Raw genomic sequence first — 23,929 nt, 5'->3', positions numbered from 1 at the left:
CGACTCGCCTGCCGTTACGGCAGGTTGTGCACGTGCGGACCCACCGCGTTCGACCAGGCGTTGCCGGCCGTCGCGTCCCAGTTGGTCGACCAGGTCATCGCGCCGCGCAGCGTCGGCCAGGCCTGGGACGGCTTGTAGCTGCCGCAGCCGGTGAGCTTGGTCAGGCAGTCGAGCGCGTTCTTCACGATCTGCGGGTCGACGTAGCCGCTGCCCGCGCCCCGGGTGGAGGCGGGGACGCCCAGGCCGACCTGGGACGGGGCGAGGCCGCCCTGGATCTGGATGCAGGCGAGCGCGGTGAGGAAGTCCACCGAGCCCTGGCTGTAGACCTTGCCGTCGCAGCCGAGCATCGAACCACTGTTGTAGTACTGCATGTTGACGACCGTGAGGATGTCCTTCACGGCGAGTGCCGTCTTGAAGTACTCGGTGCCGGTGTTCTGCATGTCGATGGTCTGCGGGGCCATCGTCAGGACCATGGTGGAGCCCGCCTTGGCGGAGAGCTGGCGCAGCGCCTTGGTCAGGTACGTGGAGTTGATGCCGTGCTCCAGGTCGATGTCGACCCCGTTGAAGCCGTACTCCTGCATCAGGGCGTAGGCGCTGTTCGCGAAGGCGGTGGCGGAGGCGTCACTGTTGATCGTGACGTTCCCCTTCTCGCCGCCGACCGAGATGATGACGGACTTGCCGGCCGCCTTCTTGGCCGCGATGTCGGCCTTGAAGTCGGCGGTGGAGGCGTAGCCGACGGCCGGGTCGAGGTTGAAGACGATCTGGCCGGGCGTGGCGGTGGAGTCGGCGAACGAGACCGCGATGATGTCGTACTGCGACTGCACGTCCCGCAGCTTCTGGACGGTCGCGCCGTTGTTGAAGTTCTGCCAGTAGCCGGTCAGCGCGTGCTTGGGCACGGCCGGGCCGGGGCCGGGGTCCGTGACCTTGGCGGTCCGCGCGGACACCGCGGAGGACTTCGCGGACTCGCCCGCGGAGTTCGTCGCGGCGACCTGGAACTGGTAGGCGGTGTCGGCGGTCAGGCCGGAGACGGTCACCGACGTGCCGGCCACGGCCTGCGGGTTGGCGCCGTCGCGATAGACCTTGTAGCCGGTGGCGCCGGAGACGGCGGTCCAGCTCAGGTCGACGGAGGAGGAGGTGACCGTGCCCGCGGCGAGGCCGGCCGGGGTGGCCGGGACGACCGGGTCGGGGTCCTGGCCGCCGCCCCCGTCGGGGCCGTGGACGGAGACGTCGTCGACGGAGTACGGGGTGGTGCCGTACCAGCCGTGGGTGTACACCTCGACCGAGGTGGTGCTCGGGCCGGTGGTGAAGGTGGTGGTGAGCTGCTTCCACGAGGCGCTGTCGGGCGTCCAGGTGGAGACGCTGCCCGAACCGGTGCCGGTGCCGCTCGCGCCGAGGTAGGCGTACCCGCCCTGGACCCAGGCGCTGAGCGTGTACGTGGAGCCGGGCTTGACGGCCACGGTCTGCACGCACTTGGCGTTGTCGAGGCCGGCCGGGGTGGCCCTCAGGGCGCCCGCCCCGGTGCGTACCGGCGAGGAGACGGCGGCGCCGCTCCCGGCGGAACAGGACCAGTTGGAGAGGCCGTTCTCGAACCCGGCGTTCTTGGCGACGTTGACGTCGGCCGCCTGGGCGGTGCCGGCTCCGCCGACGAGGACGAGCCCGGAGCCGACGGCGAGCGCGAGGGCTCCGCCGAGCCATCGACGTCCGCGAGGGCGGGTGGTGGTGCGGTCCACGTGCATCCTCCGGTGGGGGAGTTGGGGATGTGGAGGTGCCGTACGTCGTCGTACGGAGGGGTTCGTACGGGGGTGCGGGCGGTGGCCACCGTTGTCGGAACAAGTTGGTCCAGACCAATCGCGTTGTCAAGGCCTCCGGCAACAAGGGACGGTCGGCGAGGGGGGGTCGGCGAGGGGAAGCCGGCGCCCCGACGGCCCGCCGCCGGGCCCGAAGAAAGTGGGGAGAGCTTGGCGGATTGTGTGTTCACCACCCCGGGTGACGTGGATAAAGTGCAGAGGCGGCGGCGCCTTCGGTGACGCCGCGAACGCGGAAGGTGATCCGCGGCCCCCGGGACCCCGGAGGCCGGAGGGGACGGGGGTCTGACGTGCCGACAGCGATCGCGGTCACCAGCACCGACCTGGTGCTGCCGCCGACCGACCCCCAGACGCCGAACGCCGCCGTGCTCGCGGCACCCGAGACGCGGTCCCTGGACGCCTCGATCGCCGACATGCAGCAACTCCTCGCGCGGTACGGCAGCGTGGTCGTCGTCTGCCCCACCTCCGCCCCCGCGGCCGTCCAGCGCCGCCTGCACGCCGTCCGGGCCCTGCTGGAGAGCGACCGGATCGCGCTGGTCCGCACCGACCTGCCGCCCCTCGGGGCGGCGGTGCTCGTGCGGCAGTTACGGCAACTGGCGGCCTGCGACTTCAGCCCCGGCGTGCTCGCCTCCGCCGCCCGGCTGCTCGCCCACTACATCTACGCCGGGGCCGTACTGGGCTCGGTGTCCCGCCTCGACCGCGTACCCGTCAGCCTCTCCTCCCACCTCAAGGGCTGGCTGCCCGGGGCCCACTTCGCGGTCCTCGCCGGACCCACGCCGCAGATCGTCCGGCTCGGCGGAGCGGGCGACCAGCGCCTCGCGGGGCCGGAGTTCGCCACGCAGCTCCTCGTCGCGCGCGGCCAGCTCCAGACCGACTGGCCCACCACCGCCCTCGTCCCCGCCTGGCAGATCCAGGGGCCCGTCCAGGAGACCGCGCTGCCCGAGGCCTCGCCCGGCTGGTGGGGCACCGGCAAGGTCGTGGAGTTCGCCGCGTACCTCCCCGACCTGCCCGTCCTCTACCAGCTGGTCTCCTCCGTACGGCGCGAGGCCTGCCACTGGTGCGGGATGGAACTCATCGGCGACCGGTGCGGCTTCTGCGCGGCCCCGCTGGCGACACCGGCGGGCCCGGCGGCCGTCGCGGGCGGGACGCCCCAGGCCCAGGCCCAGGCCCAGGCCCAGGCCCAGGCCCAGGCCCAGGCCCAGGCCCAGGCTCAGATCCAGGCCCAGACCCGGGGGGCGCCCCAGGCGCTCGGCGCGGCCCGGGGGGCGGCACCGGCGCTCGACGCGGCACCGGGCCACCGCGCGGGCCCCGCCCTCGACGCGGTCCCGGCGCGCGGAGTCGCACGGGCGCTGGGCGCGCCACCGGCCCACGCGGCCCGCCCCCTCCCCGCGCCCGGCCCCGCGACCGACCCCCGCTCGGTCCCGTGAGCACCACCGCCCGCCCCCGTACGGCGAACCGGCCCCGCCCGGCCCACCACACCCGTACCGCGCACCACGCCCGTACCGCCGACCAGACCCGTACCCCGCACCACTCCCACCTCGCCCACCACCCACATCCGCCCAGCCCCACGGATCCGATCGAGGAAGTACGGTCATGAACTCCCGCCAGCGCCGCGGCGTGATCCTCCTGCTGCTCTCCGTCCTGTGCGCCCTCGGCGCCTTCGCCGGCGTGCTCACGGTCATCAGCGACGTGAACGCGAAGGTCGGCCCGGAGGTGACCGCGTACCGCCTCACCAGGAACGTGGCCCCCTACACCGCCCTCAACGCGGGCCAGTTCGAGAAGATCTCCATGCCCAAGCGCTGGCTCTCCGCCACCGCCGTCACCGATCTCCGCCAGATCGAGGGCCGGATCGCCGTCACCGAGCTCAAGGAGGGCTCCCTCCTCCAGAGCGACATGATCGTCGAGCGGCCCGAACTCAAGCCGGGCGAACAGGAGATCGCGATCATGATCGACGCGGCGACCGGCGTCGCGGGCAAGATCAACGCCGGCGCCACCGTCAACATCTACGCCACCTTCGAGGGCGAGAAGAAGGGCGACCCCTCCCAGTCACGGATGATCGTCGCCGGCGCCCGCGTCCTCTCCGTCGGCCGCCTCACCCCGATCAGCGACAGCAACGACCGCTCCGGCCGCGCCTCCAACGCCGTCCCGATCAGCTTCGCGCTCTCCACCCTCGACACCCAGCGCGTCGCGTACGCCGAGTCCTTCGCCGAGCACGTACGCCTCGCCCTCGTCGCCCCCGCCACGGGCGGCGCCCCGGCCGACCAGCGCGACCGCACCTACACGCTCGACAAGGACAAGTGAGGCCGGAATGACCACCAGGATCCTGCCGGCCGTCGGTGACCCCGACGCGGCCCGGTCCGTCGTCACCCTGCTCAGCCAGCTGCCCGACGCCGAACCCGCCGCGCCCGTCACCGACTCCACCCAGCTCGTCGACACCCTCGCCCGGCTCGCCGCCGAATCCCTCGACGAGCTCCCCGAGGTCGTCCTCGTCCACGAGCGGATCGGACCCGTCCCCGCCCTCGACGTCGTCCGCGAGGTCGCCCTCCGCTTCCCGGCCGTCGGCGTCGTCCTCATCACCGCCGACGCCAGCCCCGTGCTCTTCTCCGCCGCCATGGACTCCGGCGCGCGCGGCCTCGTCACCCTCCCCCTCGGATACGAGGAACTCGCCAGCCGCGTCCAGGCCGCCGCCCAGTGGTCCGCCGGCGTCCGCCGCCACCTCGGCGCCGGCGCCGAGATCGCCACCGGACCCGGCGGCACCGTCGTCACCGTCAGCGGCGCCAAGGGCGGCGTCGGCACCACCGTCACCGCCGTCCACCTCGCCCTCGCCGCCCGCGCCTCCGGCCGGACCGTCGCCCTCCTCGACCTCGACCTCCAGGGCGGCGACATCGCCTCCTACCTCGACGTCCAGTTCCGGCGCTCGGCCGCCGACCTCGCCGCCATCGCCGACATCTCGCCCCGCGTCCTCCAGGACGCCGTCTACGTCCACGAGACCGGCCTCGCGCTGCTCCTCGCCCCGGCGGAGGGCGAGCGCGGCGAGGAGGTCACCGACCGCGCCGCCCGCCAGATCGTCAGCGCCCTGCGCGCCCGGCACGAGGTCGTCGTCGTCGACTGCGGCTCCCAGCTCACCGGGGCCAACGCCGCCGCCATCGAGATGTCCGACACCGCGCTCCTCGTCACCACGCCGGACGTGGTCGCGGTCCGGGCCGCCAAGCGGACCGTACGGATGTGGGAACGCCTCCAGGTGCGCAAGGCCGAGGAGACCGTCACCCTGGTCAACCGCCATCACCGGTCGACGGAGATCCAGCCCCCGCTGGTCCAGAAGATCACGGGTACGCGCACCTCGGGCGTCTCCGTCCCCGCCAACTTCAAGGAACTCCAGGCCGTCGTCGACGCGGGTCGACTCCACGACCTCGACGCCAAGTCGACGGTCAAGCAGGCGCTGTGGGCGCTGGCGGGGGAGCTGGGCCTGGTCCAGGCGACCCCCGCGCCCGGCAGGCCCGGCAAGGAACTCGCCCGCGCCGGCGACCGGGGCTCCCTGGGCCTGCGCCGCCGCCACGGAGGCCGCTGAGCCATGCGGCCGACGAACCGGGACGGCGACGACAGGGGACAGGTGGCGATCGAGTTCCTCGGCATGGTGCCGCTCATCCTGCTGACGCTCGCGCTGCTCTGGCAGGTCGTCCTGGTGGGATACACGTACACGCTGGCGGCGAACGCGGCGGACGAGGGGGCGCGGGCGGAGGCGGTCGAGGGTGACTGCCCCGCAGCCGTGCTCCGGCACCTGGACGGCCCCTGGGCGAGCGGTGCCACGTCGAACTGCGGCACGGGCGACGGCATGGCGACCGCCGAGGTGACCATCCAGGTCCCCGTCCTCTTCCCCGGAGTGGGCGGTCTCTTCACCGTGGAGGCGAAGGCGGGCGCGGTCTCGGAGAGGGCCCCGGCAGGGGGAGGGAACCCATGAGGAACCCACCGCGCCGAAGGACCCGCGACCGGGGCCAGACAGCCATCGAGTACCTCGGCTTCCTCCCCGTCCTGCTCATCGTCGGCCTCGCCGGCCTGCAGCTCGGGATCGTCGCGTACGCCGCGCAGCAGGCCGGCACGGGAGCCCGCGCCGCGGCCCGGGCGGCCGGCGCCGACGACGAGGACGTGTCCGCGAACCCCGAGGCAGTGGGCTACGCGGCCATGAGCGGCTGGATCGCGTCCAGAGCCACGGTCGACGAGGACGGCGGGGTGGCCACCGTACGGGTCACCATCCCGAGCGTCGTCCCCTTCTGGAGCTTCGAGCCCGTCGAGAAGACCGCCACCATGCCCGTACCCCAGACCCCGTCCGAGGACGACGAATGAGAAGGGACGACGAGTCATGAGCCTGCGCGCCCGGATCAACGCCCCCGAGGACAAGGGCGCCGGAGCCGGCCGGGAGGACGGGCACCTCGTCGCCGCCTTCCGCGCCAAGCTCCTGGAGGAGATCGACCTCACCGAGATGTCCGCGCTCGCGGCCGCCGAGCGGCGCGCCCGCCTGGAGCGCGTGCTCGGCCACATCATCAGCCGCGAGGGCCCGGTCCTCTCCACCGCCGAGCGCGGCCAGCTGATCCGCCGCGTCGTCGACGAGGCCCTCGGGCTCGGTGTCCTCGAACCGCTCCTCGAAGACGCCTCGATCACCGAGATCATGGTCAACGGCCCCGACCAGATCTTCATCGAGCGCGCCGGCCGCGTCGAGCTGCTGCCGCTCCGCTTCGCCTCGCACGAGCAGCTGATGCAGACCATCGAGCGGATCGTCTCGACCGTCAACCGCCGCGTCGACGAGTCGAACCCCATGGTCGACGCCCGCCTCCCCTCCGGCGAGCGCGTCAACGTCATCATCCCGCCGCTCTCTCTCACCGGGGCGACGCTCACCATCCGCCGCTTCCCCCGGGCGTACACGCTCCACGAGATGATCGGGCTCGGCTCGCTCGACGAGCAGATGCTGCTCCTGCTGTCCGGACTCGTTCAGGCCAAGTTCAACGTGATCGTCTCCGGTGCCACCGGCACCGGCAAGACGACCCTCCTCAACGCCCTCTCCGGTCTCGTCCCGGAGGGCGAGCGGATCATCACCATCGAGGACTCGGCGGAGCTCCAGCTCCAGCAGGCCCACGTCATCCGCCTCGAAGCCCGCCCGCCGAACATCGAGGGCCGGGGCGCCATCTCCATCCGCGACCTCGTGCGCAACTCCCTGCGCATGCGCCCCGACCGCATCATCGTGGGTGAGGTCCGCGGCGGCGAGACGCTCGACATGCTCCAGGCGATGTCCACCGGCCACGACGGCTCCCTCGCCACCGTCCACGCCAACTCGGCCGAGGACGCCCTGATGCGGCTCCAGACCCTCGCCTCGATGTCCGAGGTCAAGGTGCCCTTCGAGGCGCTCCGCGACCAGATCAACAGCGCGGTCGACGTCCTCGTCCAGCTGACCCGCCACCCGGACGGCACCCGCCGGATCACCGAAATAGCGATCCTCGCGTCCCACGGGCGCGAACGCTTCCTGCTCGCCACGGTCTGCCGCTTCCAGGCGCAGCCGATCGCCGCCGACGGCCGGGTGTACGGACAGTTCACGTACCACCCGCTGCCCCGGCGGGTCGCCGAGCGGCTGTACATGGCGGGCCAGCCCATCCCCCAGGCCTTCGGTGTGGCCGCGACCGACGCGGGGCTCGCCACCCGCGAAGCGAACTAGGAGCGAGGGCATGCTGACCGACCCCTTCTGGCTGACGATCGGCGTGGCGCTGCTCTGCTGCGTCCTCGCCGTCACGGGCGTCCAGGTGTACGCGAGCGGGGCCCGGCGGCACGCGGCCCTCGTCGCCCGGCTCGACGAGACGAACGAGCCCGAGGCGACCGGCCGCCGCCGGCGCTACTTCCGGGGCATCGACCGGCGCGTGCGCCGGACCGCCCTCGGCCGGAAACTGGAGCTGCGCATCGCGGCCACGGGCCTGGACGTCACGCCGGGCGAGTTCACGGTGGCGCTGACGGCGACCGTGGCGGTCCTGTGGGTGGTGGGCCAGTCGGCGCTCTCCCCCTTCTTCGGCCCGATCTGCGGCCTGCTCGGCGTCTGGGTGGCCCTCGGATACCTGAACTGGCAGCGTCAGAAGCGGATCGAGAAGTTCATCAACCAACTCCCGGAGCTTTCCCGCATCCTGGCCAACGCGACCCAGGCGGGGCTGGCCCTCCGCATGGCGCTCAGCCTCGCAGCCGACGAGATGGAGTCCCCGGCCGGAGACGAACTGGAGAAGGTGGCGCAGCAGCTGGCGGTCGGCACCTCCCTCGACGACGCCCTCGGCGAGCTCGCCGAGCGCCTCCCCTCCCGCGAGCTCGTCGTCCTCGTCACCACCCTCGTCCTCGCCAACCGGGCGGGCGGCACCGTCGTCTCCTCTCTCCGGAACCTCACCGAGACCCTGGAGGAGCGCAAGGAGACCCGGCGCGAGGTCCGCACCCAGCTCTCCCAGGTGAGCATGACCGCGTACTCCGTCCCCGTCATCGGCGTCGGCTCGCTCCTCCTCATCGACAACATGCAGCCCGGAGCCCTGGACCGCATGACCGGCTCGACCGTCGGACAGTTCGCCGTGGTCGCCGCCTTCGCGCTGTACGTGGTCGGCTTCGCCGCCATCCGCCGCTTCTCGAAGATCGACGTATAGGGACGGGCAGCCGACCATGGACCTCCTCCTCGCCCTCCTCGCGGGCCTGGCCGTCGCGGGCATCGCCTACGGCCTGCGCCTCTACCGCGCCGACGCCCGCCTCCCCGACGACCTCAAGCTCGCCCTGGAGGTCGGCGCGACACGTACCGGCGCCGTCGACTCGGCCGTCGACCGCCTCGGCATGCGCTGGTCGCCGGCCGTCCTGCGCCTGATGGGCCCGAAGCGGGTCAACGCGGTACGCCGCCGGATCGACCTGGCGGGAAACCCGGGCGGCCTGACGATCGACCGGTACGGGGCGAGGCGGGCGGTGTACGGCTTCCTCGGCGTCCTGGGCGGCCTGCTGATGCTGAGCAAGGGCTCGGTTCTCGTCGCCCTCCTCCTCTTCGCGTTCGGCGCGTTCTGGACGGAGGTCGGCATCTGGTCGGCGGTCCGCATCCGCAAGGACCAGATCGAGCGGACGCTCCCCGACTTCCTCGACGTCCTCGCGGTCGTCGTCTCCGCCGGCCTCGGCTTCCGCCAGGCCCTCGAACGCGTCGCGGAGCAGTACGCGGGCCCCTGGTCGGACGAACTCCGCATCACCCTGCGCCAGATGGACATGGGCGTGAGCCGCCGCCAGGCCTTCGACGAACTGCGCCGCCGCAACGACTCGGAGCAGGTGGCGCAGTTCGTGACGGCGCTCCAGCAGGGCGAGGAGCTCGGCGCGCCGATCGTCGACACGCTGATCCAGATCGCCAACGACATGCGTCGCACGGACGCCCAGAACGCCCGCCGAAAGGCGGCGAAGGCGGTCCCGAAGGCGACGATGGTCATCACGACCCTGATGGTCCCGGCGACGATGATCCTCCTGGGCGCGGGCCTGTTCCTGGGCACGGGCACGGACTTCGGCTCGGTCACGGGGGAGTGAGCGCCTGACCGCTGACGGGCCGCCCCGGGCACGAGCGGTGCCCGGGGCGGCGTGCGTTCACCGCTCACCCTCCGGACTCAGCAACTCGAACACGTCCGGCACGGACGGGAAGTGCGGCGCGCACTCCGGGCAGGCGTAGACGTTGAACCCGGGACCGGAGCTCTGGTGCACCTCGGAGACGAGTACCGGGTCAGACGTGATCAGGCAGCAGCGCACGCACATCCGCACGGGCGGGTTCATCACGCCACCCCCAACCCATGGAGGTCCCGGGTGTCCAGATCGATACCGAAGTCCGCCGCGAGGACCATCAGAAGCCGCCGCTGCCGCTGCCGCGCCCGCTCCTGCCGCTGGTCGTAGGCGACCAGGTAGGGGCGGACGAGGGCGGACTCGTCGCCGTTCAGAGGTACGTCGAGCCCGTAGGGGGAGCGGGGTGCGGGCGGTTGTGCGGGCGAGGGGGCTGGGACCGGGGCCGGGGTCGGGCGGAGCGACGACCGGCCGGCTGCCGACAGCGCGGTACGGGCGCGATGCCGACCGCTGCTGCGGAAACCGATCACCAGCCTCGCCCACAGGCTGAGAGCGCGGATAGGGTCTGCCATGTCGACCTGCTTTCGTCAGGTGGGCCATGCCCCGGGAGTGTTCGCGCACTCGCCGGGGTCCTTGCGTTGTGGACGCTAGCCCTCGCTTGTATAGCTTGTCTACCTCGTCTAGGACGTTGCCCATATGTTAGGCGTAGGGGACGTGGCTAACGTCCGGTACATGGATATAGACCGCTTCGACCCGACGCCTATCTACAAGCAGGTCGCCCGCGTCATCCGTGGGCGGATCGAGTCCGGCGAGCTCCGGCCGAGGGACCCGATCCCGTCCGAGTCGAAGCTGGTGGCGGAGTACGGCGTCGCGAGGGACACGGCACGGCAGGCCGTCGCCCTCCTGCGCTCGGAGGGATGGGTGATCACCCTCCCGCAGCGGGGCAGCTTCGTCGCCGAGCAGCCGCCCACCGTCGCGCCCGAGCGTGACTGACGCGTTCCCGCCAACCCGGCGTCGGCGACTGTCTCAATCCCACCCCAGATTGACGATCCCGCTTCGCGCACACAACCGCATGTGACAGAGTGCGGACTGGGTGTGAGAGGGGGTGGGAGTGATGGGCCTGAACAACCGGCAGTTCGCAGCGACTTACCGCAACTGCGTCGTCGCCGAACCCCACGCCGCCCCGCGCGCCGAGACCATAGCCTCCTGGCTGGGCAGGCCACCCCGATGACCAGGGCCCACGGACGGGCCCATGGGTCCGGTGAGCCAACACGACCGCTGGCGTCTGAACGCGGAGGGGACCACGATGAACGACGCGATGCTGAAGGCCGTGACGAAGGCGAAGGTACGCCTGACGAGCCGCCTGCTCTCCGGGGATCGGGGGCAGACGGCGGTGGAGTATCTAGGGATCATTGTGGTGGTGGTGGCGATCGTGGTGGCGATCACCGGCACGGACATCGGCACGACGATCATGAATGCGATCAGGACGAAGATCTCCGAGCTGACCGGCTAGTTGCGGCCGGGGCTGGACGGTGGGATTCGGGTCAAGCGTTTCCTGTCTACATCGCGGTCGTGGCAGGCCTCTTGTTCCTGGCGTTCGCCTACTTCGCTGTGGGGCAGGCCGCCTTCACGCGGAACAGTGCCCAGACTGCGGCCGACGCCGCAGCGCTTGCAGCCGCGCAGGAGGCTCGGGACCAGTTGCGCGAAGACTGGCTCGACGTCATCCTCGATCCAGACCAGTGGGAAGACCTCCTTGAAGGCGAGATCTACGACGAGGGCACCGCGTGTCTTTCTGCGGCGGATTACGCGGCCCTGAACGAGGCCGCGCTCTCGGGTTGTGACCGTCTCGCCCCTTCGGGGTTCCGCGTGACAGTAACCACGACGGGCTCGGAGCCTAAGAACGCAACGGCGTCTGCTGAGGCTGTGATCGAACCGCGCTGCACGTTCACGAAGCAGGAACCCACCCCGGATCCCAGTCCGGAGCCGACGCCCACGCCGACTCCCACCGACGAACCCGACGACGACCCGATCGTGGGGCTGGTGTGCGGGGACGACCCCTGGGAGATCGATCCGGAGGACCCGACAACCCTGCCAGGAGCCGTCGATCTCTTCACGGTCCGACTCTCCGAATGACCTGGGACGACGAGTAAAGGAAGCGCGCTTCATGAACGTTCGGTACGCACGCAGGGGATTGGCTTGCCTCACGCTGGCGTCGGTGGCTCTCTTCGCAGCAGGCTGCGGGGCTGAGGAGAAACCGAAGACGGACAAGCCGAAGACGACGACGTCTGCTGCTCAGCAAGGGTCGACCACGCAGACCTCCCCGACGGCAGAGGCCCCTGTGGAGACGCTCGCGGTGCTCAAGGGGAAGCAGGGGGTGGAGCTTGCGATCAGCTCCGCAGAGCGTGATGCTGGTGGTTTCCTCACGCTCAAGGGACAGCTGAGGAACTCCTCTGGATCTTCAGTCCTCCTTCCCGTAGAGATGAGGGGGAATGAGACCGAGGTCATCAAGCACGGTCTGACGCTGGGTGGGGCCACGCTCATCGACTCCGTAGGGAAGAAGCGCTATTACGTCCTGCGGGACACGGACGGTCGGCCGCTCACCACGTCAGCGCTCGACAGCATCGGGCCCGGCAAGTCGATCCCCGTCTTCATGCAATTCCCCGCACCCCCCGCCACCACCACCGAAGTCTCCTTCCAGCTCCCCACCTTCGAACCCGCCACCCTCAAACTCTCCTGAGGCGACGCCATGACGACGACGAACCGCCGCCTGGCCGCCCTGGCCCTCGTCTCCGTGGCCGTGTGGCCGCTCACCGTGCCCACCGCGCACGCCGACGATCCGCCCGGGTCGGCCGGTGTGGCCGCTGCGCCGCCCGCCATCAACGCGAACGCGCCCGGGCTCATGCTTCCCGACGGGGCCACCCTCGCGCCCGCCAAGGTGCTCGACATCAAGCAGATCGTCGAGGAGGAGGGCGGTGCGGAGCGCCGGCAGGACACCAACGTGGACGTGACCTTCGCCCTTCAGGCCGAGGTGCTGTTCCCGAAGAACAGCGCCAAGCTGAGCCCCGCCGCCACCTCCCGCATCGCCGCGATCGCCGCCGAGGTCAACAAGCTCGGCTCCGGTCGGGTCCGGGTCTTCGGGTTCACCGACAACCTCGGTACGTACGAGCACGGGCTCAAGCTCTCGAAGCAGCGTGCCGTCGCCGTGCAGCAGGTCCTCGCGCGGAGCCTCGACCCCGGTACGACCTTCGACGTCCGCGGCTACAGCGAGGACTACCCGATCGCGGACAACTCCACCGAGGAGGGCCGCACGAAGAACCGGCGCGTCGAGATCTCCTTCCCTCGGACGACGGTGTCGCCCTAGGTCGACAGGGAGGTCAGAGCCGTCCGGATCGTTCGCGTCATGCGGTCCGGGGCCGTGAAGACCTCCCTCGCCGTGAAGCGCAGCACCCGCCGCACCTCCGGGCAGGACTGGAGCGCGTTGAAGCGGGCCACGTCCCGTTCGTGGGCCCGGCGCGTGCCGTGGAAGGCGTAGCCCTCTACTTCGACCGCCAGGCCCGCCTCGCGGAAGAGGAAGTCGGGGCGCAGGGGTCGGCCGGCCCCTGCCGGCCACAGCGGCGGCTGCGACTCGGGGCGCAGGCCCGCGTCCCGCATCCGGAGGCGGGCCACCGACTCCGCCGGGGAGCCCGAGGTCGCCTCGGTCAGCGGCAGCCAGGCGCGGGCGCGGGGGCCGCCGGGCCTCGGCGCGGCCAGTTCGGCGGCCAGGTCCTCGTACCGGACGAGCGCCTCGCGCCGGATGCCCTCGACCACCCGCCGCGCCAGCGCCGAGTCCGCCGCGACGACCGCCTCCTCCCGGCTGTCGCAGCTCCGTATGAGGTCGCCGACCGTCCGCGCCGGGGTCGTCACCCGAAGGCCCCGCCGCACGGTGGAGTCTCCGTCCGTGAGGGTGGTCGTGGAGTGGATCCGCAGGACAGCTGTCCGCGTCGAGCGGGACGCGGCCGGGGCAGTGAAGTCGAGCGGCGGCGGTTCCTCGTCGGCCGGGGCGCCCAGCAGCTCGATGCGGTGCACCCGCGCCGCCGTCCCGTGGCTGCACACCAGCTCCGGGCGGAGGAGTTGGAGCGCCGTCGCCCGCACCCGCCAGTCCACCTCCTTGCCCGGCGCCGCCCACGCGCCCCGGCAGATCCCCTGCCATCCGTCCCGGCGCAGGCGGCCGGCGAGGCGGCCCCGGGGCCAGCCCGCCGCGAGCGCCCAGACCGTGAGGAGTACCCCGCCCCTCGCGAGGATCGCCAACTCGTACATACGCCCAACGATCCACGGAAGAGGGACACTTCGCACCCCCTGTGGAAAACCTGGAGAAACTCGTCGTCAGGAAAGCGCAAAAGTGACGGGACGTCCCCGTCGCCGAGGAGCATTCTGGAGCGGAGTACCCGACACCACAGGGTCCGTTCCGAAGTGGGCTGCCGATGACGTCGACGACGCCGAGTGTCCAGCTGGTCAGTGATCTCGTCACCCGGATTCCCGAGTTCCGGGGCGTGTACGAGACCCATGTCTTCACCCAGGGCGATGTCCTGCCGCACGTCTTCTTCTGGGACGTCGTCCAGGGCACCGTCCGTTCCTTCCTCGGGGAGGACCCGACGGCCGCCGACTGGCGCCGGACCCTCGACTTCCTGGAGGAGCAGTGCTGCCGAGGCGTCCTCGGCATCGACGAGGTCATCGTCACCTCCTTCCTCGGTGACCTGCCCTCCCCCCAGGAGCCCGGCCACGCCATCGTCCATCAGCTGGGTCCTGCCCTTTCCGCGAAGTTCGTCCGTATAAGGCCCCTCGGGTGAGGGGCAACGTGTGGTGAGGGGGACGGCTCCTCAGGGGCGGTCGGGATAATCGGCGGCATGTCCGCGCCAGACCGTCCTAGCAGCCTCCGCCGTCCCCGCCGCCCCCTCAGCCCCACCCTCATCGCCGTCGGCGGCTACGTCCTCACCCGTGTCATCGGCCTCGTCGTCCTCGCCGTCGCCGCCGCCGCGACTGGCAAGGACGGGCTGCACCGGCTCAAGGGCCGCTGGGACTCCGTCTGGTACGTCCGCGTCGCCGAGCACGGATACGGGTACGAGGTCACCCTGCCGAACGGCGACGTCCACTCCGACCTCGCCTTCTTCCCCCTCCTCCCCGCCCTGGAGCGCGGCCTGTCCGCCGCCCTGCCCTTCGACGCGGCCACCGCCGGGCTGGTCGTCTCCTGGACGGCCGCCGTGCTCGCCGCCGCGGGCATCTACAAGTGCGGTGCCCACGTCGCGGGGGAGCGCGCAGGGGCGCTGCTCGCCGTCCTCTGGGGCGTCTACCCGACCGCGTTCGTGCAGTCCATGGCGTATACCGAGACCCTGTTCACCGCTTTCGCCGCCTGGTCGCTGTACGCCGTGCTGCGCGGGCGTTGGATCCTGGCCGGCGCGCTGTGCGCGGGCGCCGGGCTGACCCGGCCGACCGCCGTCGCGCTGGTCGCCGCCCTCGGGATCACGGCCCTCGTCACCCTCGTACGGGAGCGGAGGCTGCCCCTCCGGACGGTCGCCGGGGTGCTGATCGCGCCGCTGGGCTGGTTCGCGTACATTGCCTACGTCGGGATCCGCGAGAAGAGCCCCACCGCCTACTTCGACGTCCAGGCCGCCTGGGGCAACTCCATCGACGGCGGCGTCGCGCTCGCGCGCTTCATCGCCGGCCTGCCCTGGCCCGCCGCCCTCGGCCTGTGCGCGGCGCTCGCCCTGCTCGGCTGGCTCGTCGCCCTGTGCGTACGGCAGAGGCAGCCGCTGCCGCTGCTCGTCTACACGATCGGCGTCGTCTTCGTCTCCCTCGTCGGCGCCGCCTACTTCGGGTCCCGGCCGCGCCTGATGATGCCCGCGTTCGGGCTGCTGCTCCCGCCCGCCGTCGCCCTCGCGCGCCTGCGCACCCGCGCCGCCGTGCCCGTCCTCACCGGCCTCGCGCTCGCCTCCGCCGCCTACGGAGCCTTCACCCTCCTCGGCTCCGGCCCGCCGTGATGCCGGTGGTTCCTCGGCCTCTTCGGCTCCGGCCCGCCGTGATGCCGGTGGTTCCTCACCCCGCTCGGCTCCGGCCCGCCGTGACGCCGACGGGTCCTCAGCCTCTTCCGCTCCGCCCCGCCGTGAGGGTCACCACCACCCCCGGCCGCACCCCCCAACCCACCATCGCGCCCGCCTCCGCCTCCAGGACGTGCCGGCCGCGCGGTCTGACCATGCCCAGGCGGCCCGGCCGCATCGTCACCACCGACAGCACCCGGAGCGAGCGGTCCAGGTAGGCCACGTCGATCGCGAAGCGCATGCCGAAGGTGTGCACGCTGTTCGTCGGCGTGATCAGCAGCGCCCCCGCGATTCCGTCCCGCCCGAGCAGCCCCCGCCGCCGCGCCCGGTACGAGGCCGCCACCTCCAGGGGGACCTCGACGGAGGACACCGCCAGCGTCCCCGGACCGTCCGCCCACTTCCCCGTTTTCCCCATGCGCCAGACCGTAGCGGCCCGCCGACCCTAGGGTCGGCTCCGTGTACGTCACGCTGATCTTCACCGCGGCGCTGTGGGGCGCCGCCGTCGGGCTGCTCGTCCCGCGGGCCGCCTACCGGCTCGCCGTGCCCGCCGAGGAGCCGTGGCGCGACCGCTGCCCCGCCGGGCACCCGCTCGCCGGGCCCGCGCGCGGCTGGCTCGGCGGGCCCGGGCGGCGGGACTGCGCGACCACGCCCACCCCGCTCGCCGCGCCGCTCCTCACCGCCCTGGCCTGCGCCGCGCTCGCCGCCGCCACCGGCGGGCCCCGGCCCGAGCTGGCGGTCTGGCTGCTCGGCGCGCCCTTCGCCGTCCTCCTCGCCTGCGTCGACGCCCGCGTCCACCGGCTCCCCGACGGACTCACCCTGCCGCTCGCCGTCGCCGTCCCGCTGTTCCTCGGTGCCGCCGAACTCCTGCCGTACGACGCGGGTTCCTGGCTCCACGCGCTCCTCGGCGCGCTCGCGCTCGGCGGGTCCTATCTGGTGCTGTACGTGATCAATCCGGCCGGACTCGGCTTCGGCGACGTCAAACTGGCGCTCCCGTTGGGCGCCGCCCTCGGCTGGTACGGCTGGGGCGTCCTCTTCGCCGGGGCCTTCGCGGGCTTCCTCCTCGGCGCCGTGTACGGCATCGGGCTCGTCCTGCTGCGCCGCGCGGACCGGTCCTCCGCGATCCCCTTCGGTCCGTTCATGCTGGCGGGCGCCCTGCTCGGGCTGCTCCTCGGGGCCTTCAGCGCGCTCCCGTGACGGCCGGACCGTCAACGCCGTGCCCGTGCCGGACGGTCCCTCTTGGGAGGGACGGAACTCCGCCGCCACGCCGGGGCGCAAACCCGCCACACGGCCTCAGAGCCCTTGTGCGGACTGGGATCCACCGCATCCCGTGGGATGAGTTCCGCGCACGTGGCGCGCAGCACGACTATCGAAGGGTTATGGTGGAAACCCCCCCTCGGGCCGGTCCGTATCCCCCCCACGGACCGGCCCGTTTTTCTTTTCCTCCCCGCGCGGGCCAGGTGATCAGCCGCGGCCGGCCCAGATGTTCGTGCCGGCGGTGTCGACCGCGAACGAGTCGATCTCCTTGAGCTCCTCGGCCGTCAGCGGCGCAGCCGCGAGCGTGGCCACGTTCTCCTCCAACTGGGCGACGCTGGACGCGCCGATCAGCGCCGAGGTCATCCGCTCGTCGCGCAGCACCCACGCCAGCGCGAGCTGCGCCAGCGACTGGCCCCTTCGCTCCGCGATGCCCGCGAGGCCGCGCAGGCGCCGCAGCACCTCCTCGGAGAGCAGGTTCGGGTCGAGGGACTTGCCCTGGGTGGCCCGCGAGCCCTCCGGGATGCCCTTGAGGTACTTGTTGGTGAGCAGCCCCTGCGCCAGCGGCACGAAGGAGATGCAGCCCATGCCGGCTTCCTCCAGCGTGTCGAGGAGGCCGTCGTCCTCGGTCCAGCGGTTGATCATCGAGTACGAGGGCTGGTGGATGAGCGGCCGGACGCCCATGTCCTGGAGGATCCGGGCGGCCTCGGCGGTCTGCTCGCTGTTGTACGAGGAGACGCCGACGTACAGCGCCTTGCCCTGCTGGACTGCGGAGGCCAGGGCCCCCATCGTCTCCTCCAGCGGGGTGTGCGGGTCGAAGCGGTGCGAGTAGAAGATGTCGACGTAGTCGAGGCCCATCCGCTTGAGGGAGGCGTCGAGCGAGGACATCAGGTACTTGCGGGAGCCCCACTCGCCGTACGGGCCGGGGTGCATCTCGTACCCGGCCTTGGTCGAGACGATCAGCTCGTCGCGGTAGGGCGCGAAGTCCTGGGCGAAGATCTTGCCGAAGTTCAGCTCGGCGGAGCCGGGCGGCGGCCCGTAGTTGTTCGCCAGGTCGAAGTGGGTCACGCCGAGGTCGAAGGCGCGGCGCAGGATCGCGCGCTGCGTGCCGAGCGCCTTGTCGTCGCCGAAGTTGTGCCAGAGGCCGAGGGAGATCGCCGGGAGCTTCAGGCCGCTGCGGCCCGTGCGCCGGTACTCCATGGTGTCGTAGCGGTCCGCGGAGGCGCGGTACAGGGGGGAATCAGTCACGTATCTCTGCTTATCACGGACTTGTGACAGTCCCGGGCTGGGAGCCTGTCGCCCGTGCGCAGTAGTGTGGCGGCTTGCGGACCGCCGCTGCCGGGCGGACCCGCCGCTGCACGGAGAGGTAAAGAACAGTGAACCTGCGCGACCTGGTGTACGGGCTCTACGCACGCCGGGTGGAGGGGCGCCTCGACCATGCCCAGGTGCCCAAGCACATCGGGGTCATCCTCGACGGGAACCGGCGCTGGGCCAAGGCCTCCGGCGGGACCCCCGAGCAGGGGCACAAGGCCGGCGCGGACAAGATCCAGGAGCTGCTCGGCTGGTGCGCCGAGACGGACGTCGAGGTCGTCACGCTCTGGATGCTGTCCACGGACAACCTGAACCGGCCCGAGGAGCAGCTGGTCCCGCTGCTCGGCATCATCGAGAACGCCGTGCGCGCGCTCGCCGCCGACGGCCGCTGGCGGGTCCACCACGTCGGCACGATGGACCTGCTGCCCGCCCGTACCCAGTCCGTGCTGAAGGAGGCCGAGCAGGCCACCCACACCAACACCGGAATACTGGTGAACGTGGCGGTGGGCTACGGCGGCCGGCAGGAGATCGCGGACGCGGTCCGCTCGCTGCTCCTGGAGCACGCGGAGCGGGGCACGAGCTTCGAGGAGCTCGCCGAGATCGTCGACGTCGAGCACATCTCGGAGCACCTCTACACGCGCGGTCAGCCCGACCCGGACCTGGTGATCCGTACGAGCGGCGAGCAGCGGCTGTCCGGATTCATGCTGTGGCAGAGCGCCCATTCCGAGTACTACTTCTGTGAAGTGCACTGGCCGGCCTTCCGCAAGGTCGACTTCCTGCGGGCCCTGCGCGACTACGCGGCCCGGCACCGGCGCTACGGCACCTGACAGACCCGGTCGGAACCGATCATCTGGTGTTCACGAACACGTCGTCATATGCCTCTGCATGGCAGAGGTGGTTCGAGGGCATATCCCTGGTGAAGTGAGCGGCACGGAGACCGCCACCCGGGAGGCCCCTTGCACCAGGACGACCGTGCGGGACACGTACGGGAGAAGCGGAGGGCCGTGGTTCGGCCCGCGCTCGGCGGCCTGAGCCCGGTCCCATTCCGCAGCGACACCGGTTCCGTCGCGCCCCGACCTCTATGGGGTCTTCAGAGGGGGTCTGTCCTTCCGTGGTGACCAGCACGAAGCGCCGCCTTAACGACCGGCGCACCTATGTTCTCGACACCAGCGTCCTGCTGGCCGACCCCAACGCCGTGTCCCGGTTCGACGAGCACGAAGTGGTGCTCCCGATCGTCGTGGTCACCGAGTTGGAGGCCAAGCGACACCACCCCGAGCTCGGCTACTTCGCCCGGCAGGCCCTGCGCCTGCTCGACGACTTCCGGGTCCGGTACGGACGCCTCGACGCCCCGCTCCCCATCGGGGAGCTCGGCGGCACGCTGCGTGTCGAACTCAACCATTCCGACCCCGGCGTACTGCCCGCCGGCTACAGGTTGGGGGACAACGACTCACGGATCCTCGCGGTCGCGCGCAACCTCCAGGCGGAGGGGTACGACGTCACGGTCGTCTCCAAGGACCTGCCGCTGCGCATCAAGGCCTCGTCGGTCGGCCTCCTCGCCGAGGAGTACCGCGCCGAGCTGGCCATCACGGACACCAACGGCTGGACCGGGATGTCCGAGCTCGCGCTCTCCGGGGAGCAGGTCGACCTGCTCTTCGACCAGGACGCGCTGCACGTGCCGGAGGCCGCCGAGCTTCCGGTCCACACGGGCCTGGTGCTCCAGTCCGAGCGCGGCAAGGCGCTCGGCCGGGTCACCGCCGAGGGGAACGTGAAGCTGGTCCGCGGCGACCGGGAGGCCTTCGGGCTCCGCGGCCGCAGCGCCGAGCAGCGGATCGCGCTCGATCTGCTCCTCGACCCGGACGTCGGCATCATCTCGATGGGCGGCCGGGCCGGTACGGGCAAGTCCGCGCTCGCGCTCTGCGCGGGCCTGGAGGCGGTTCTGGAGCGCCGGCAGCACCAGAAGGTCATGGTCTTCCGCCCGCTGTACGCGGTCGGCGGCCAGGAGCTCGGCTACCTGCCGGGCAGCGAGGCGGAGAAGATGAGCCCCTGGGCTCAGGCGGTCTTCGACACGCTGTCCTCGGTCGCGAGCCGCGAGGTCATCGAGGAGGTGCTCGGGCGCGGGATGCTGGAGGTCCTGCCGCTCACCCACATCCGGGGCCGCTCCCTCCACGACGCCTTCGTCATCGTGGACGAGGCCCAGTCGCTGGAGCGGAACGTCCTGTTGACCGTTCTGTCCCGGATCGGGGCGAATTCGCGGGTCGTCCTGACCCATGACGTCGCCCAGCGCGACAACCTCCGGGTCGGCCGGTACGACGGAGTCGTCGCCGTGGTCGAGAAACTGAAGGGGCATCCGCTCTTCGCCCACGTCACCCTCACCCGCTCCGAGCGCTCCCAGATCGCCGCGCTCGTCACCGAGATGCTGGAGGACGGTCAGATCTGACCCGTTTCGTACGCCTTCGTACGCGTACGGCAGTTGGCGCCGCCCGGCAAAGCGCAGGAGCTTAGCCGGGCGGCGCACTCCTGTCCTCTGTATCTCCCAAAACACCTGTGTCCACCGAGGTGTGAGCTTTCACACGCAACGCAGAATTGCCTTGCGGTGTCGCCGTCCGGCAAAGTCTTGCTTCCGTCAGGCCCCGCATACGGCACCCGTGCACCCTCATCGGTGCGCACCCTGAACAACTCAACAGCCGTCAGCCGTATGCCGCCCACAGCACCACGGGCCCGTGTCTTCAGTGACCCAGTACGTCGGAGACCAGCGCCAGGGGCACGATTTCGCCCGCGTGGTCACCTGTGCGGGCGATGCTGGAAGGAAACCGTGTGAGCCGGATCTCGGTCCGGGGATTCGCGGTGGCTTCGGCCACTGCGGTCACCACCGTCGGCGCCGTCGTCGGCGTTGCCTCGGGCAACGCAGCGCAGGCTTCGGATGACAACTTCGAGGCCACCGCGGCCGACACGACGCTGCTCGCGGACATCCCCGCAGGCGAGCAGGCCCAGGTACAGGTCTCCTCCCTCTCGGAGCAGGCCGACGTCCAGGCCGCCGCCGCCGACGCCACCGCGAAGAAGACCGCGGAGGAGAACGCCCGGCTCCGCGCCGCCAAGGACGCCGAGGCCAAGAAGGAGGCCGCCGACAAGGCTGCCGCCGAGGCCAAGGCCGAGGAGGAGCGCAAGGAGCGCGAGAAGGAAGAGGCCGAGCGCGCGAGCCGTTCCGCGGTGCGCGACGCCTCCAGCTTCGCCGCTCAGGGCTCGTACTCGGTCGCCGAGGTCAAGGCGATGGCCCGCCAGATGATCCCGGCCTCGCAGTTCCAGTGCTTCAGCAACATCGTGAACCACGAGTCGACCTGGAACTACCGCGCGGTCAACCCGTCTTCGGGTGCCTACGGTCTCGTGCAGGCCCTGCCGGGCAGCAAGATGTCCTCGGCCGGCGCCGACTGGCAGACCAACCCCGCCACCCAGATCAAGTGGGGCCTCAACTACATGAACGACCGCTACGGCAGCCCCTGCGGCGCCTGGTCGTTCTGGCAGGCCAACCGCTGGTACTAGTACCGGCGTGCTCAACCTCGCGGAGCCCCTCACCGTCCTACGGTGAGGGGCTCTTGCGTGTAGGTTGCGAAAACGAGCGGGGGGAAGAAGGAAGCGATGTCGAGACTGCCGGGATGGCTGGCGCGGCTGGGCGAGGGCCTGAGCCGCATGGGCGAACGCCTGGACGAGCGCAGGGCCGAGGCGGAACGCGAAGATCCGATCGGGCCGCCGTACGAGGGCGGGCCCGAGGACGCGGCCGCCCCCGCTCCGCACGAGGACGCCGCCGCTCCCGCACCCGAGCGGCCCGCCCCCTCGGACGCCCCCGCCACCCCGCCCGTCCCGACGGCCGCCCCGGCGCCGGCCCCCGTACCGACGCCCGACGAGGAGGACGGAACCGGACGCTCCGTGCCGGCCCCTCCCTCGTACGCCCCCGCCGTCGCGGCCCGCCCCGACCCCGTCGCCGCGATCCCCTGGGGCATGCGCGTCGCGGCGGAGGCGAGCTGGCGGCTCCTCGTCTTCGCGGGCACGCTCTGGGTGCTGATGAAGGTGATCAGCTCCGTCCAGCTCGTCGTCCTCGCCTTCGTCGCCGCGCTCCTCGTCACCGCCCTGCTCCAGCCCACCGTCGCCCGGCTCCGCACCATGGGCCTGCCGCGCGGACTCGCCACCGCCGTCACCGCCGTCTCCGGCTTCGTCGTGATGGGCCTCGTCGGCTGGTTCGTGGTCTGGCAGGTGATGGACAACATCGACAACCTCTCCGACCAGGTCAAGGACGGCATCGAGGAGCTCAAGCGCGGGCTCCTCAACAGCCCCTTCCACGTGACCGAGCAGCAGATCAACGCGATCGCGAAGAACCTCAGCGACTCCGTCGGAGCCAACGCCGAACAGATCACCCAGGTCGGACTCCAGGGCGTCACGGTCGTCGTCGAGACGCTCACCGGCATCCTGCTCGCCATGTTCTCGACGCTCTTCCTGCTCTACGACGGGAAGAAGGTCTGGGAGTGGACGCTCAAGCTCGTCCCCGCCCAGGCCCGGCCCGGCGTCGCCGGAGCGGGCCCGCGCGCCTGGCGCACCCTCACCGCCTATGTGCGCGGCACGGTGCTCGTCGCCCTCATCGACGCGGTCTTCATCGGCCTCGGCCTCTACTTCCTCGACGTGCCGATGGCCGTGCCGCTCGCCGTCTTCATCTTCCTGTTCGCCTTCATCCCGCTCGTCGGCGCCGTCATCTCCGGCGCCCTCGCGGTCGTCGTCGCCCTCGTCACCAACGGCCTGTTCACCGCGCTCATGGTGCTCGTCGTCGTCCTCGCCGTGCAGCAGATCGAGGGCCATGTGCTCCAGCCGTTCATCCTCGGCCGCGCGGTGCGGGTCCATCCGCTGGCCGTCGTCCTCGCGGTCGCGGCCGGCGGACTGATCGCGGGCATCGGCGGCGCCGTGGTCGCCGTCCCGCTGGTGGCCGTGTCCAACACGGTGGTCGGCTACCTGCGCGCGTACAGCACCGAACAGGCCCTGCGCAGCACACCGGAACCGCGCGGCGCGACCGCGTTCGCAGTGGCCCCGGTCCCGGCACCGGGCGCGGGGGCCGACAAGGGGGAGAAGCACACGTGATATCCGAGCCGGAACTCGACGGCGGGGACGGCTTCGTCGTCTCCGAGGTCCTCACCGAGACCCCGCCGCCCGGCCCGCCGCGCCCGCCCCGCGCCCGCCGCGCCTGGCTGTGGGCGCTCGGCGGCGCAGTGGTGGCGTCGGCGGTCTGGGGCGCGGGGCTCTACGCGTACGAGAAGCGCCAGGCCGGGGGGCCGGACATGCGCGGGTACAAGCGGGTGGAGAGCCTCTGCAAGGCGGCGGAGCTGAAGGGGCTCGCCGGAGTCCTGGGGAAGCGCTCGACCGAGGAAGGCGCGGAGAGCGGATCCGGGAACGGGTACAGCAGCGGGATCGACGTCGGCGGGTCCGGCGCCGGGGAGGGCGCCGACGACCAGGTGCTGGAGTACGCGCAGTGCTCGCTGATGTTCGGGTCCCCGGAGACCGGCTACAGCGGGGACGTCACCTACACCCGCCACCTGGTCACCGACCCCGGGCCCGAGTTCGCCGTCCTGGCGCAGCGCTACGGGGGCGGGAAGCCGTACGAGGGGCTGGGGGAGAAGGCGTACCTCGACATCTACGAGAACGTGGGGGGCGAGCTCCGGGTGCTCGACGGGCAGGTGGAGATCACCATCAGCTTCAACGGCATGGGCAGCTGGAACGAGGACACGGACGAGCCGATCCGGAAGGTCGAGCCGATCGACCTCTCCGGTATCGAGGTGCCGCTGGCGCAGGACATGCTCGCCCTGATGGCGGCGCTCAAGAAGTGACCCGCGCGGGGACGGCCTGACCGGGCACGATCCGTCCGGGCACGAT

The 23,929-nt window shown here is 71.6% G+C and carries 27 protein-coding genes and 1 pseudogene; 22 read left to right on the top strand and 6 right to left on the bottom strand.

Annotation, left to right across the window (positions count from 1 at the left end; all coding sequences use genetic code 11):
• Positions 1 to 14: 14 nt before the first annotated feature.
• Complete coding sequence (locus ACF08F_RS30740) at positions 15 to 1,736, bottom strand: chitinase (RefSeq protein WP_392301793.1); 1,722 nt, start codon at positions 1,734 to 1,736, stop codon at positions 15 to 17.
• A gap of 359 nt (positions 1,737 to 2,095) precedes the next feature.
• Between ACF08F_RS30740 and ACF08F_RS30735 the strand changes: the two genes are divergently transcribed.
• The 9 genes from ACF08F_RS30735 to ACF08F_RS30695 are packed head-to-tail and all read left to right on the top strand — an operon-like array spanning position 2,096 to position 9,365.
• Positions 2,096 to 3,232 (top strand): hypothetical protein, encoded by a 1,137-nt coding sequence (locus tag ACF08F_RS30735; protein ID WP_392301792.1) that lies wholly within the window; start codon positions 2,096 to 2,098, stop codon positions 3,230 to 3,232.
• Positions 3,229 to 3,402, top strand: a complete 174-nt coding sequence (locus ACF08F_RS30730; RefSeq protein ID WP_392301791.1) for a hypothetical protein — start codon at positions 3,229 to 3,231, stop codon at positions 3,400 to 3,402. The genes ACF08F_RS30735 and ACF08F_RS30730 overlap by 4 nt, the downstream gene beginning before the upstream one ends.
• Positions 3,399 to 4,106, top strand: coding sequence for a Flp pilus assembly protein CpaB (cpaB, locus tag ACF08F_RS30725; RefSeq protein WP_392301790.1), 708 nt, complete (start codon positions 3,399 to 3,401; stop codon positions 4,104 to 4,106). Before ACF08F_RS30730 ends, cpaB begins: the two co-directional genes overlap by 4 nt.
• A gap of 7 nt (positions 4,107 to 4,113) precedes the next feature.
• Positions 4,114 to 5,373 carry a CpaE family protein gene (locus ACF08F_RS30720; RefSeq protein ID WP_392301789.1) on the top strand — a complete coding sequence of 420 codons (1,260 nt, stop codon included), beginning with the start codon at positions 4,114 to 4,116 and terminating at the stop codon, positions 5,371 to 5,373.
• A 3-nt stretch (positions 5,374 to 5,376) separates the two neighbouring features.
• On the top strand, positions 5,377 to 5,763 hold the full coding sequence (locus tag ACF08F_RS30715; RefSeq protein WP_392301788.1) for a TadE/TadG family type IV pilus assembly protein: 387 nt from the start codon (positions 5,377 to 5,379) through the stop codon (positions 5,761 to 5,763).
• Complete coding sequence (locus ACF08F_RS30710) at positions 5,760 to 6,146, top strand: TadE/TadG family type IV pilus assembly protein (RefSeq protein WP_392301787.1); 387 nt, start codon at positions 5,760 to 5,762, stop codon at positions 6,144 to 6,146. Before ACF08F_RS30715 ends, ACF08F_RS30710 begins: the two co-directional genes overlap by 4 nt.
• Positions 6,147 to 6,162: 16 nt before the next feature.
• A complete protein-coding gene (locus ACF08F_RS30705; RefSeq protein WP_392301786.1) occupies positions 6,163 to 7,506 on the top strand; it encodes a CpaF family protein in 1,344 nt (447 codons plus the stop codon).
• Positions 7,507 to 7,516: 10 nt separating this feature from the next.
• Positions 7,517 to 8,461 carry a type II secretion system F family protein gene (locus ACF08F_RS30700; RefSeq protein WP_392301785.1) on the top strand — a complete coding sequence of 315 codons (945 nt, stop codon included), beginning with the start codon at positions 7,517 to 7,519 and terminating at the stop codon, positions 8,459 to 8,461.
• Positions 8,462 to 8,477: 16 nt separating this feature from the next.
• Complete coding sequence (locus ACF08F_RS30695; protein WP_150266512.1) at positions 8,478 to 9,365, top strand: DUF5936 domain-containing protein; 888 nt, start codon at positions 8,478 to 8,480, stop codon at positions 9,363 to 9,365.
• 57 nt (positions 9,366 to 9,422) lie between these two features.
• On the opposite strand, the gene ACF08F_RS30690 is transcribed toward ACF08F_RS30695, so the two are convergent.
• Positions 9,423 to 9,605, bottom strand: coding sequence for a hypothetical protein (locus tag ACF08F_RS30690; RefSeq protein ID WP_392301784.1), 183 nt, complete (start codon positions 9,603 to 9,605; stop codon positions 9,423 to 9,425).
• Positions 9,605 to 9,961, bottom strand: coding sequence for a hypothetical protein (locus ACF08F_RS30685; protein WP_392301783.1), 357 nt, complete (start codon positions 9,959 to 9,961; stop codon positions 9,605 to 9,607). The genes ACF08F_RS30690 and ACF08F_RS30685 overlap by 1 nt, the downstream gene beginning before the upstream one ends.
• A 160-nt stretch (positions 9,962 to 10,121) precedes the next feature.
• Here ACF08F_RS30685 and ACF08F_RS30680 point away from each other — a divergent pair, with 160 nt between their 5' ends.
• From ACF08F_RS30680 to ACF08F_RS30660, 5 genes and pseudogenes are all read left to right on the top strand, one after another.
• Positions 10,122 to 10,382, top strand: a complete 261-nt coding sequence (locus tag ACF08F_RS30680; protein WP_392301782.1) for a GntR family transcriptional regulator — start codon at positions 10,122 to 10,124, stop codon at positions 10,380 to 10,382.
• A gap of 325 nt (positions 10,383 to 10,707) precedes the next feature.
• On the top strand, positions 10,708 to 10,902 hold the full coding sequence (locus ACF08F_RS30675) for a Flp family type IVb pilin (protein ID WP_392301856.1): 195 nt from the start codon (positions 10,708 to 10,710) through the stop codon (positions 10,900 to 10,902).
• Positions 10,903 to 10,943: 41 nt separating this feature from the next.
• Positions 10,944 to 11,522 (top strand): annotated as a pseudogene (locus ACF08F_RS30670) (pilus assembly protein TadG-related protein); the annotation flags it as partial.
• A 31-nt stretch (positions 11,523 to 11,553) separates the two neighbouring features.
• A complete protein-coding gene (locus tag ACF08F_RS30665) occupies positions 11,554 to 12,126 on the top strand; it encodes a hypothetical protein (RefSeq protein WP_392301781.1) in 573 nt (190 codons plus the stop codon).
• Positions 12,127 to 12,135: 9 nt separating this feature from the next.
• Positions 12,136 to 12,750, top strand: coding sequence for an OmpA family protein (locus ACF08F_RS30660; RefSeq protein WP_392301780.1), 615 nt, complete (start codon positions 12,136 to 12,138; stop codon positions 12,748 to 12,750).
• On the opposite strand, the gene ACF08F_RS30655 is transcribed toward ACF08F_RS30660, so the two are convergent.
• Positions 12,747 to 13,685: a hypothetical protein gene (locus tag ACF08F_RS30655; protein ID WP_392301779.1), complete on the bottom strand. Its 939-nt coding sequence runs from the start codon at positions 13,683 to 13,685 to the stop codon at positions 12,747 to 12,749. The genes ACF08F_RS30660 and ACF08F_RS30655 overlap by 4 nt on opposite strands.
• 164 nt (positions 13,686 to 13,849) lie before the next feature.
• On the opposite strand from ACF08F_RS30655, the gene ACF08F_RS30650 reads away from it, so the two are divergent.
• Positions 13,850 to 14,215: a hypothetical protein gene (locus tag ACF08F_RS30650; protein ID WP_141301749.1), complete on the top strand. Its 366-nt coding sequence runs from the start codon at positions 13,850 to 13,852 to the stop codon at positions 14,213 to 14,215.
• Positions 14,216 to 14,272: 57 nt separating this feature from the next.
• Positions 14,273 to 15,403 (top strand): mannosyltransferase family protein, encoded by a 1,131-nt coding sequence (locus ACF08F_RS30645; RefSeq protein WP_392301778.1) that lies wholly within the window; start codon positions 14,273 to 14,275, stop codon positions 15,401 to 15,403.
• A 97-nt stretch (positions 15,404 to 15,500) separates the two neighbouring features.
• On the opposite strand, the gene ACF08F_RS30640 is transcribed toward ACF08F_RS30645, so the two are convergent.
• Positions 15,501 to 15,875, bottom strand: coding sequence for a DUF192 domain-containing protein (locus ACF08F_RS30640; protein ID WP_392301777.1), 375 nt, complete (start codon positions 15,873 to 15,875; stop codon positions 15,501 to 15,503).
• 41 nt (positions 15,876 to 15,916) lie between these two features.
• Here ACF08F_RS30640 and ACF08F_RS30635 point away from each other — a divergent pair, with 41 nt between their 5' ends.
• Positions 15,917 to 16,654 carry a prepilin peptidase gene (locus tag ACF08F_RS30635; RefSeq protein ID WP_392301776.1) on the top strand — a complete coding sequence of 246 codons (738 nt, stop codon included), beginning with the start codon at positions 15,917 to 15,919 and terminating at the stop codon, positions 16,652 to 16,654.
• Between the two features lie 267 nt (positions 16,655 to 16,921).
• On the opposite strand, the gene mgrA is transcribed toward ACF08F_RS30635, so the two are convergent.
• The gene (mgrA, locus tag ACF08F_RS30630) at positions 16,922 to 17,959 is read right to left on the bottom strand and encodes an L-glyceraldehyde 3-phosphate reductase (protein WP_392301775.1); all 1,038 of its coding nucleotides are present in this window, start codon (positions 17,957 to 17,959) and stop codon (positions 16,922 to 16,924) included.
• 128 nt (positions 17,960 to 18,087) lie between these two features.
• On the opposite strand from mgrA, the gene ACF08F_RS30625 reads away from it, so the two are divergent.
• The 5 genes from ACF08F_RS30625 to ACF08F_RS30605 all read left to right on the top strand — a co-directional run bounded on the left by ACF08F_RS30625 (position 18,088) and on the right by ACF08F_RS30605 (position 23,883).
• The gene (locus tag ACF08F_RS30625) at positions 18,088 to 18,849 is read left to right on the top strand and encodes an isoprenyl transferase (protein ID WP_392301774.1); all 762 of its coding nucleotides are present in this window, start codon (positions 18,088 to 18,090) and stop codon (positions 18,847 to 18,849) included.
• A gap of 284 nt (positions 18,850 to 19,133) precedes the next feature.
• Positions 19,134 to 20,459, top strand: a complete 1,326-nt coding sequence (locus tag ACF08F_RS30620) for a PhoH family protein (protein ID WP_392301773.1) — start codon at positions 19,134 to 19,136, stop codon at positions 20,457 to 20,459.
• A 377-nt stretch (positions 20,460 to 20,836) separates the two neighbouring features.
• On the top strand, positions 20,837 to 21,559 hold the full coding sequence (locus ACF08F_RS30615; protein WP_392301772.1) for a transglycosylase SLT domain-containing protein: 723 nt from the start codon (positions 20,837 to 20,839) through the stop codon (positions 21,557 to 21,559).
• Between the two features lie 96 nt (positions 21,560 to 21,655).
• Positions 21,656 to 23,140 (top strand): AI-2E family transporter, encoded by a 1,485-nt coding sequence (locus ACF08F_RS30610; protein ID WP_392301771.1) that lies wholly within the window; start codon positions 21,656 to 21,658, stop codon positions 23,138 to 23,140.
• Positions 23,137 to 23,883 carry a hypothetical protein gene (locus ACF08F_RS30605; RefSeq protein WP_392301770.1) on the top strand — a complete coding sequence of 249 codons (747 nt, stop codon included), beginning with the start codon at positions 23,137 to 23,139 and terminating at the stop codon, positions 23,881 to 23,883. Before ACF08F_RS30610 ends, ACF08F_RS30605 begins: the two co-directional genes overlap by 4 nt.
• The last annotated feature ends 46 nt before the right edge of the window (positions 23,884 to 23,929 follow it).

Origin of the sequence: Streptomyces sp. NPDC015130 (assembly GCF_043080005.1) — a bacterium.
In the GTDB taxonomy this organism is placed as follows: domain Bacteria; phylum Actinomycetota; class Actinomycetes; order Streptomycetales; family Streptomycetaceae; genus Streptomyces.
The sequence above is the reverse complement of the archived record's forward strand: the minus strand, read 5'-3'. Positions and strand labels throughout refer to the sequence as shown.

Coding starts and splice junctions, on each gene's coding strand:
- ACF08F_RS30740 (WP_392301793.1), bottom strand. CDS start 1,736: ATGCACGTGGACCGCACCACCACCCGCCCTCGCGGACGTCGATGGCTC.
- cpaB (WP_392301790.1), top strand. CDS start 3,399: ATGAACTCCCGCCAGCGCCGCGGCGTGATCCTCCTGCTGCTCTCCGTC.
- ACF08F_RS30720 (WP_392301789.1), top strand. CDS start 4,114: ATGACCACCAGGATCCTGCCGGCCGTCGGTGACCCCGACGCGGCCCGG.
- ACF08F_RS30715 (WP_392301788.1), top strand. CDS start 5,377: ATGCGGCCGACGAACCGGGACGGCGACGACAGGGGACAGGTGGCGATC.
- ACF08F_RS30710 (WP_392301787.1), top strand. CDS start 5,760: ATGAGGAACCCACCGCGCCGAAGGACCCGCGACCGGGGCCAGACAGCC.
- ACF08F_RS30705 (WP_392301786.1), top strand. CDS start 6,163: ATGAGCCTGCGCGCCCGGATCAACGCCCCCGAGGACAAGGGCGCCGGA.
- ACF08F_RS30700 (WP_392301785.1), top strand. CDS start 7,517: ATGCTGACCGACCCCTTCTGGCTGACGATCGGCGTGGCGCTGCTCTGC.
- ACF08F_RS30695 (WP_150266512.1), top strand. CDS start 8,478: ATGGACCTCCTCCTCGCCCTCCTCGCGGGCCTGGCCGTCGCGGGCATC.
- ACF08F_RS30690 (WP_392301784.1), bottom strand. CDS start 9,605: ATGAACCCGCCCGTGCGGATGTGCGTGCGCTGCTGCCTGATCACGTCT.
- ACF08F_RS30685 (WP_392301783.1), bottom strand. CDS start 9,961: ATGGCAGACCCTATCCGCGCTCTCAGCCTGTGGGCGAGGCTGGTGATC.
- ACF08F_RS30680 (WP_392301782.1), top strand. CDS start 10,122: ATGGATATAGACCGCTTCGACCCGACGCCTATCTACAAGCAGGTCGCC.
- ACF08F_RS30675 (WP_392301856.1), top strand. CDS start 10,708: ATGCTGAAGGCCGTGACGAAGGCGAAGGTACGCCTGACGAGCCGCCTG.
- ACF08F_RS30665 (WP_392301781.1), top strand. CDS start 11,554: ATGAACGTTCGGTACGCACGCAGGGGATTGGCTTGCCTCACGCTGGCG.
- ACF08F_RS30660 (WP_392301780.1), top strand. CDS start 12,136: ATGACGACGACGAACCGCCGCCTGGCCGCCCTGGCCCTCGTCTCCGTG.
- ACF08F_RS30655 (WP_392301779.1), bottom strand. CDS start 13,685: ATGTACGAGTTGGCGATCCTCGCGAGGGGCGGGGTACTCCTCACGGTC.
- ACF08F_RS30650 (WP_141301749.1), top strand. CDS start 13,850: ATGACGTCGACGACGCCGAGTGTCCAGCTGGTCAGTGATCTCGTCACC.
- ACF08F_RS30645 (WP_392301778.1), top strand. CDS start 14,273: ATGTCCGCGCCAGACCGTCCTAGCAGCCTCCGCCGTCCCCGCCGCCCC.
- ACF08F_RS30640 (WP_392301777.1), bottom strand. CDS start 15,875: ATGGGGAAAACGGGGAAGTGGGCGGACGGTCCGGGGACGCTGGCGGTG.
- ACF08F_RS30610 (WP_392301771.1), top strand. CDS start 21,656: ATGTCGAGACTGCCGGGATGGCTGGCGCGGCTGGGCGAGGGCCTGAGC.